We start from the raw sequence: 7783 nt of genomic DNA on the forward strand, positions 1-7783 counted from the left end.
AGCAGTGAAACCACTCAGCGCCGATGGTAGTGTGGGGCCTCCCCATGCGAGAGTAGGTCATCGTCAGGCATCTATTCCAAAAACCCCGAGTTCCTAAGAGCTCGGGGTTTTTTCATGGTCTTTTTCATGGTTATGGGCCGGGGCCGGTCCGCAGTGTCAGGCATTTATTTAAACACCCAGCCTCGAAAGTGGCTGGGTGTCGTCGTTTGAGGCATGTCAGAATGTCAGCGCCAGTCGTGAGCGGGACGACCCGATGCACATACATTGATCCGAGGACGACCTCGGCCGACTATGGATGAGGGCTATGGCTTGGTTTCTGTTGTTTGTGGCGGGTCTGCTTGAGGTTGCCTGGGCCCTGGGCCTAAAGGCGTCGGAAGGATTTTCGCGTCCGCTCCCCAGCATATTTACGATCGTAGCCATGGTGGGCAGTTTCTATTTGCTGGCACAGGCCATGAAGGTGCTTCCCGTGGGCACTGCATATGCCATATGGGTGGGAATTGGAGCGATCGGCACAGTGCTGCTGGGCATCCTCATCTATGGCGATAGTGCCTCGCCTCTGCGCCTGCTCAGCCTCGTGCTGATCCTCGCCGGGCTGGTGGGGTTGAAGTTGGCGGCATAGATGGCCACAGCTGGCGTGCGGAGTCATGGTATATAGCGAGCAAAACCCCCGGCTTGTCAGAGCCGGGGGGCGACCGCTTTGCTTGTGGTAAGGCTAATGTGCCTCGTTTACACGACGCCCTGGTCGATCATGGCATCGGCTACCTTGCGGAAGCCGGCGATATTCGCACCTAGCACCAGGTTGGTGGGCTCCCCGAACTCCGCGGCGGTGGTGGCACACTGCTGATGAATATCCGCCATGATGGCCTGCAGTTTGGTATCCACCTTTTCCATGGTCCACTGCTGCATACTGCTGTTCTGAGCCATCTCGAGCTGGCTGGTGGCAACGCCGCCAGCATTGGCAGCCTTGCCGGGGCCATAAGCGATCCTGGCTTCGAGAAAGCGGTCCACGGCGCTGGCGGTGGAGGACATGTTCGAGCCTTCGCTTATGCAGTGCACGCCATTGCCTAGCAGGGCGACCGCATCGGCCTCGGTCACTTCGTTCTGTGTCGCACTGGGGAAGGCCACGTCGCCCTTGATACGCCATACGGCATGGCCATCGCTGGGGTAGTCCTGAGCATCGATGTACGTTGCCTCAGGATGGTACTCGACGTATTCACGCAGTGAAGTCCGCTTGACCTCCTTGAGCAGCTTGAGCGTATCGAGATCGATGCCTTCCGGATGGTGCACGGTGCCGCGAGAGTCCGAGCAGGTCACGGGGCGAGCGCCCAGCTGGTATAGCTTCTCGATGGTGTAGATGGCCACGTTGCCGGCCCCTGACACCAGGCAAGTCTTGCCCAGGATGCTGTCGCTGCGTGCCTCGAGCATGTTCTGGGCGAAATAGACCGCGCCGTAACCGGTGGCCTCCTTACGACCGAGTGAGCCGCCCCAGTTCAGACCTTTGCCGGTAAACACGCCTTCGTAACTACCGGTGAGTCGCTTGTATTGGCCGTACATATAGCCGATCTCTCTGGCGCCAACGCCTATGTCGCCGGCGGGTACGTCAATGGTCGCGCCGATATGGCGATAGAGCTCATTCATGAACGATTGGCAGAAGCGCATGATCTCGGCGTCGGATTTGCCCTTCGGATCGAAGTTGGAGCCGCCTTTCCCACCGCCGATAGGCAGCCCGGTCAAGGCGTTCTTGAAGATCTGTTCGAAGCCCAGGAACTTGATGATGCTGGCGTTCACGCTGGGGTGAAAGCGCAGGCCGCCCTTGTAGGGGCCCAGGGCCGAATTGAACTGAACACGGTAACCCTTGTTGACCTGTACCTTGCCGGCGTCGTCGACCCAGCTTACTCGGAACATGACCTGACGCTCGGGCTCGACGATGCGCTCGATGATGCTGTGCTGATGATAACGGGGCACCGTCTCGAGCAGAGGCCGCAGGCATTCGAGGACTTCTTCAGCGGCCTGATAAAACTCGCTCTGGGCTGGGCTGCTCTTGCTGAGACCTTCGAGGGTGTCGTGCACGTAAGTCATGTCGATGTCCTGATGGATAAGAGATGCAGCCACTATAATTCAATGCACCAATATGCAGCAATTGCATAGGCTATGTCGGGATTAGACATTGATATGAGTCGAAATCGCTTTTAAATGGCAAAAAACCGTGCACCAATACCATGCATTAATGATTTTTCACAAACGTATTTTAAACGATATGCCTATGCCGACAGCGCTGGGCTGGGCTGATACCATTGGCAGCTCGTAATCTGCCGGAGCGAACCCTTGAGCCCAGCTACTCTTGTCCGCACTTTCCCTCATCGCGACTGGGTTGAGATCGATGCCGGATGCCTTCGCAAATGGCCTGTTTCCTCCTCGCTACCTGTCCGAGAGGGTCGAGCCTCAATGAACGCCTTGTGTCCTGTTTCATACCGGGTTCCGTGCGCCGGTCACTCAGCCGGGAGGGTGGGAGATGTCTGAAAAGGGAGAGGGGCTCGTGCCGGACCAGTTGCTCTTCTATTGCCGCCCCGGCTTTGAGCATGACCTGGGGGCAGAGCTAACGGCTCTTGGTCATCGCCTGGACTGGCAGGCCAAGGCTGAATTCACGCCGCAGTCGGGTTTCGTCCGTTTCATGGTCAACGAATCGCGCCCAGCCAACGAGCTGCATCGTCAGTTGGCGTTCGACCGACTCGTCTTTGCGCGGCAGAGTCTGGTGGCGTTGCCCGCCTTGCACCTGAGCCGGGACGACAGGCTGTCGCCTATCCTGTCGCAGGTAGTCGCGAGCGGCTGGAGCTTCGATGCGATCTGGCATGAGACGCCCGATACCAACGATGGCAAGGCCTTGTCGGGGCTGATCAAGGCGCTCACGCGACCGCTCGAATCGGGTTTGCGCAAGCGCGGTGCGCTGCGTCGTAAAGCCGCTGGGCGACGCTTGCATCTGTTCTGGATGGATGGAAATAGCGTGCAACTGGGCATGAGTTTCCCCGGTAATCGCAGCGAACTTCCAGGCGGCATTCGGCGGTTGCGTTTCCCTCATGCGGCGCCAAGTCGCTCGACGCTAAAGCTCGAGGAAGCCTGGCATGAGTTCATCCCTCGAGACGAATGGGAGAGCCGTCTGGCTCAGGGCATGCAGGCCGCCGATCTGGGAGCTGCACCAGGGGGATGGACCTGGCAGCTGGTAAGCCGAGGCATGCATGTCTACGCCATTGACAATGGCCCCATGAAGGGCGATCTGATGGCCACGGGCATGGTCGAGCATTTGCAGGAAGACGGCTTCGTCTGGGAGCCGCCGCATCGGCTGGATTGGCTGGTATGCGATATCGTCGACAAGCCGTCTCGCGTCACGGCGATGATTCAGCGCTGGCTGGTGAAGCGCTGGTGTCGAGAGGCGGTTTTCAACCTCAAGCTGCCGATGAAGCGACGCTGGGAAGAGGTGGAGCGCTGCCTGGCCCTGCTGGATGAAGCGTTGCAAGATGCCGGCGTTCGCGCCACGCGGCGCTGCCGGCATCTCTATCATGATAGGGAAGAGGTCACGGTGCATGTCAGGCTGCTGGATTGACTGTAGCAGCGTAGTGTGGCTGAAGCGTCAGTACGACGGCTCGTAGATGCGGATGGTTTCGTCCTCGGTCAGCAGCGGTAGAATGCGCTGCATTACCCTGGAGCGCTCCTCGCTGGTGTACCATTCGTGCCAGGCGTTCAAGTCGCGCCATTTGACGATCATCAGCCGACGATCGCTGCGGCCTCGTTCGACCAGCGTCTCGCCGCCCACGAAGCCTCTGGCACCGAGAGAAAATCGCATGGCTTCCCGTGCGGCCTCCTCGTACTCCTCTTCTAGGCCAGGCATGATGCGTCGTTCGATTATGATCTTTATCATCTAGCAGTTCCCCACGCCGAGGTCGATCGATGACGAATACCGCCGACTCGCAGCCCGCCCATCAGGTCGAGCTTGACACGACCGGTCTCTACTGTCCGGAACCCATCATGCTGATGCACAACAAGGTGCGTGACATGAGTCCTGGAGAGATCCTCAAGGTGGTGGCGACGGACCCAGCGACAACCCGTGACGTGCCCAAGTTCTGTAGCTTCCTGGGCCACGAGCTGATGGCCCAGGAGGAGTCGGATGGTCACTACGTCTACTTTATCCGTTTAGGCTGATGTACTGCCACCCCATCTGGCCCACTCGGCTAGCGCTTAGTCGGCTGTCGGCGGGGTGGATTGAGGCATGACCATCAGCGCCAGGGCCTCCAGGGTGCCGGGGTCCTGTTCGCGGATACGGTTGGCGATGCTGCGCTGGAAGAAATAGACCATTCGGTGGCGGCTGCGTCCAGGATAGAGGCAGGCGTCACCGGGCAGGATCGGCGTGGTGTCGATAAGGGATTCGTCCGCCAGCAGTGCGTCCACGTGACCGTCGCTGTAAAGACGCCAGCCGAATACCTGCTTTAGCTGCCAAGGGCGACTGTCGTCGTCGATGCACAGGGCGTGAGTGCCCTGGGTGTCGGGGATCTGCTGGATGAGCGTGATGTCGCGCGTCTCTTCGTAATCGAAATAGGCGGCGGCATGCTCGAGTTCGCAGGCCTTGTGGGGCGGGGGGCCGTCAAGCAGCTCTTCGGTCTCGGGATCGCGGTAGCCGACGAAGCAGCCATGATCGGGATCGTCAAGCTGGTGGCAGGGGGTCAACGTTTCCATCCAGGGCACCAGTCCGACGACATCGCCATCTTCGCGCAGCCCCCAGGCGAGGATGGGCATGCCGTAGAGGGAGTCCGGGTCCGAAGCGAGGCTGTACACCATCTCGAGGCCATCAAGCTCGGGGGAGAGGCGAACCAGGCGTCGTCTGGCCTGGAGCTTCTGGCGCATCGTTTCCAGGTCGATGACCCGGGCAGGGCGGGGTGACAGTGACATACCCATGTTTCTCCCTCCAGATTCTGCATGGGCCGAGCGGAAAGGTCACGGCTGCGGCAAGGCTGACGGGATCGACTCCTACCTTCTTGCATCACCAATATCACAGAGTCGCCATATAAGTTAAGCCTGGCGACAGCTTTTTCACGAGCATCGTGCGATCAGGGCCTGCCAGAGGTCCTCATGTTCGCCACGAGCTTGTCGCAGGGCAGGCAAGGGAGCGTCGGGATTCTTCAATGAGAGCCAGTGGCTACGATACACCGCGACCGCGTCGGGAGCAGGAACGTGGCTTTCGAGCAGGGCATCGATTGCCTTCAGCCACCGTGTGGCCAGGGTTTCGAGGTAGGCAAGCCACGCGAAGGCATCCATGGTGGAGAGGCGCGAGTTCAAGGTGCTCGGTGGCGAGGCAAGGTATGTGCAGCCTTGCTGAGACTCGAGACTGGCGATGAGAAGCTGGTTCGCTTCATTCAGACGCTGCTCGGCGAGCATGAGGGCGCGCAATAGTTCTGCCGTGAAGGGCCGGCTGCGCAGTGATTTAAGATGGTTTTCCAGCGTGCTCGATTCATGCCGCCATTCGGGGTTGAACTGATTGAGAGTGGCTTGTCGCAACCAGCCAATGGCCTCGAGTTGGGCTTCGATGCCACGGGTGTCGCCAGGCGCCAGCGGTGAGCTGGCACGAGAAAAGTTGCGCACCCACTCTTCTGAGTCGAACAGGCTGTTCCAGCTGACGTTGGGGAGTTGCTCGGTCTTGATGCGCGTCAGCCGCTCGAGACGCTCGCGGTCGTCGGGAGAAAGCGCGGCAGGTACATCGCTTTCCCAGCAGCCATGTAGTCGCCGCCAGAGTTCGAGTTCATAGATCCACTGCTGACTGGGCGGTGCCACGCGCCCGAGCTGGTTATTGCGAGCGGCCACGAGCGAGGTGACACCGCACTCGCGCAGGGCATAGACATTGCGCATGCCCTCTCGGGTCTCGGCGATGTCGAAGAGGCGCTCAGCGCGCTCGGGAAAGGCGCCGATATTGGACGGGTCGATGCGGTCCGGGGGCGGTTGCCCCAGTGCCTCGGCCAATGCTCGTTGATACTCCACCAGCTTGGCCTCGCCTTCGCCGCCGCCCCCGCAGCCCGTCAACAGCAGCATGAGCAGAACGGCTGACAGGTATAGCCCCGGATCAGTTCGGAGGAATTTCCTGCTTGCCATGCGCGACTCCTTTGGCTCTGCGACGCAGCCGCTCACTCAGAAGTATCGCCGCCACGGTAAGCCCTGCGATAAGGCCGATCCAGTAGCCGTGTACCCCGAGTGGCTCGCTCCAACCGGGAACGCCGCGAGTGCCCAACCAGTGGCCGCCGGCCAGGCCCACCGCCCAGTAGGCGAAGAGGGTGATGACCATGATGATGCGGGTGTCCTTGTAGCCTCTCAGGGCGCCGGCAAGGTTGACCTGGAGCGAGTCGGATATCTGATAGAGCATGGCCAGCAAGATCAGCGAAAGCGCCAGGCGCTGAACGGCAGTATCGTGAGTGTAGAGCGCCATGACCGGCTCTGCCGTGAACCACAGCAGAGCGCTGTTGAACAGTGCGATCAGTACCGAGACCAGGACACCGTTCCAGGCTACCATGCGGGCGAGCTCGGCCTTGCCCTGCCCCAGGGTGTTGCCGACCCTCACGGTCAACGCCATGCTCAGTGCCAATGGCAGCATGAACAGAATGGAGGTGTAGTTTAAGGCGACCTGATGAGCGGCCACCGTCACTTCCCCCAGGCTGGCGATGAACAGCGAGATCAGGGTGAACAGCGTGACTTCGACGAAGATCGCTACGCCAATGGGGACCCCGACGTGAAGCAGCTCCCCAATCAAACGCCAGCGTGGCGGGGCAGGGGAGTGCCAGAGCTCGACATTGCCATAGGCTCGTGAGCGGCGGGTGTAGAGGATCATGGCCAGGCACATGACCCACATGGAAAGCGCGGTGGCGATGCCACAGCCGAGTGCGCCCATGGCCGGCAGAGCCTGTACCCAGGCCGGCAGCCAGTCGCCGAACAGGCCGGTGAGCCCATCGCCGCCATAGATCAGCACGAAATTACTGGGAATGTTGACTCCAAGGCCCACCAGACTGATCCACAGTGCCGGGCGGGTATGATTCATGCCGTCTGAAAAGGCGCGTAGCGCTTGAAAAAGCGCCACGCCCGGCATGCCGAAGGCGACGGCGGAGAGGTAGGCCGCCGAGCGATGGGCGACCTCCGAGGGAACGTCCATCGCGTGAAAGATCGGCATGACTGCGAACCATAGTAACCACGCCGATACCAGGCCCAGGGCAAGAGCAACCCATAGTGCCTGGTGCACGCTCGGCCGAATGCGATCGGTGGAGCCGGCTCCGAGTAAATGAGCGACGATGGGCGTCAGGCCCATCAGTGTGCCGGTCATGAACAGCATCAGCGGCAGCCACAGGCTGGAGCCCACCGAGACGGCGGCCAGATCGGTGGCACTCAGGCGCCCAGTCATCATCACGTCGGCAACGCTCATGCCGGCCTGGGCCAGTTGAGCCCCACAAATGGGAAGGGCCAGTCGTACCAGGGGCCGCGTCTCCGTGCGGCTGACTCTCAGCAGATCGGTGAAGAACGTTGCCAAGGGGGGCTCCATGCGTAATGAGAGTCTGGCTGTGCACCAGGGAAACGGAATATGTTAGCAACATCTGCTGGATTTCGCTGCGTCATCGACTCGCATATACTGGCTTAACACTCTGTCATGCATGGAGAACCCGTGACCCATCGCCTAGAGGACGTGATTTCCCTGTTTGACGGCCTCTTCAAGCAGCGCTTCGATACCCGCTTGGTGCGCGGCGGTGACGAGCCGCTCTAT

8 protein-coding genes are annotated in these 7783 nt (G+C 60.5%); 3 read left to right on the forward strand and 5 right to left on the reverse strand.

The features are described from left to right. Positions 1 to 304 precede the first annotated feature (304 nt). Positions 305 to 619, forward strand: a complete 315-nt coding sequence (gene sugE / locus AC2VNO_RS10360; protein WP_228576117.1) for a quaternary ammonium compound efflux SMR transporter SugE — start codon at positions 305 to 307, stop codon at positions 617 to 619. Between the two features lie 107 nt (positions 620 to 726). On the opposite strand, the gene gdhA is transcribed toward sugE, so the two are convergent. After that, positions 727 to 2079 (reverse strand): NADP-specific glutamate dehydrogenase, encoded by a 1353-nt coding sequence (gdhA, locus tag AC2VNO_RS10365; protein WP_486934056.1) that lies wholly within the window; start codon positions 2077 to 2079, stop codon positions 727 to 729. A 433-nt stretch (positions 2080 to 2512) separates the two neighbouring features. On the opposite strand from gdhA, the gene rlmM reads away from it, so the two are divergent. Then, a complete protein-coding gene (gene rlmM, locus AC2VNO_RS10370) occupies positions 2513 to 3598 on the forward strand; it encodes a 23S rRNA (cytidine(2498)-2'-O)-methyltransferase RlmM (protein ID WP_486934057.1) in 1086 nt (361 codons plus the stop codon). A gap of 27 nt (positions 3599 to 3625) precedes the next feature. Here the strand turns inward: rlmM and AC2VNO_RS10375 are convergent, their stop codons facing one another. Further along, positions 3626 to 3913: an antibiotic biosynthesis monooxygenase family protein gene (locus AC2VNO_RS10375; RefSeq protein WP_228576111.1), complete on the reverse strand. Its 288-nt coding sequence runs from the start codon at positions 3911 to 3913 to the stop codon at positions 3626 to 3628. 29 nt (positions 3914 to 3942) lie between these two features. Between AC2VNO_RS10375 and tusA the strand changes: the two genes are divergently transcribed. After that, complete coding sequence (gene tusA, locus AC2VNO_RS10380; protein ID WP_486934058.1) at positions 3943 to 4194, forward strand: sulfurtransferase TusA; 252 nt, start codon at positions 3943 to 3945, stop codon at positions 4192 to 4194. A gap of 36 nt (positions 4195 to 4230) precedes the next feature. On the opposite strand, the gene AC2VNO_RS10385 is transcribed toward tusA, so the two are convergent. From AC2VNO_RS10385 to AC2VNO_RS10395, 3 genes are all read right to left on the reverse strand, one after another. Continuing rightward, positions 4231 to 4944 carry a hypothetical protein gene (locus AC2VNO_RS10385; RefSeq protein ID WP_486934059.1) on the reverse strand — a complete coding sequence of 238 codons (714 nt, stop codon included), beginning with the start codon at positions 4942 to 4944 and terminating at the stop codon, positions 4231 to 4233. Positions 4945 to 5079: 135 nt separating this feature from the next. Continuing rightward, positions 5080 to 6132, reverse strand: a complete 1053-nt coding sequence (locus AC2VNO_RS10390) for a DUF3080 family protein (protein ID WP_486934060.1) — start codon at positions 6130 to 6132, stop codon at positions 5080 to 5082. Further along, complete coding sequence (locus tag AC2VNO_RS10395; protein WP_486934061.1) at positions 6104 to 7552, reverse strand: MATE family efflux transporter; 1449 nt, start codon at positions 7550 to 7552, stop codon at positions 6104 to 6106. The genes AC2VNO_RS10390 and AC2VNO_RS10395 overlap by 29 nt, the downstream gene beginning before the upstream one ends. Positions 7553 to 7783: the final 231 nt, after the last annotated feature.

It is taken from the genome of Halomonas sp. TH-94 (assembly GCF_057473365.1).

What these genes read in the sequence shown, in the direction of transcription:
- sugE (WP_228576117.1), top strand. Translation starts at nt 305, where the DNA reads ATGGCTTGGTTTCTGTTGTTTGTGGCGGGTCTGCTTGAGGTTGCCTGG.
- gdhA (WP_486934056.1), bottom strand. Translation starts at nt 2,079, where the DNA reads ATGACTTACGTGCACGACACCCTCGAAGGTCTCAGCAAGAGCAGCCCA.
- rlmM (WP_486934057.1), top strand. Translation starts at nt 2,513, where the DNA reads ATGTCTGAAAAGGGAGAGGGGCTCGTGCCGGACCAGTTGCTCTTCTAT.
- AC2VNO_RS10375 (WP_228576111.1), bottom strand. Translation starts at nt 3,913, where the DNA reads ATGATAAAGATCATAATCGAACGACGCATCATGCCTGGCCTAGAAGAG.
- tusA (WP_486934058.1), top strand. Translation starts at nt 3,943, where the DNA reads ATGACGAATACCGCCGACTCGCAGCCCGCCCATCAGGTCGAGCTTGAC.
- AC2VNO_RS10385 (WP_486934059.1), bottom strand. Translation starts at nt 4,944, where the DNA reads ATGGGTATGTCACTGTCACCCCGCCCTGCCCGGGTCATCGACCTGGAA.
- AC2VNO_RS10390 (WP_486934060.1), bottom strand. Translation starts at nt 6,132, where the DNA reads ATGGCAAGCAGGAAATTCCTCCGAACTGATCCGGGGCTATACCTGTCA.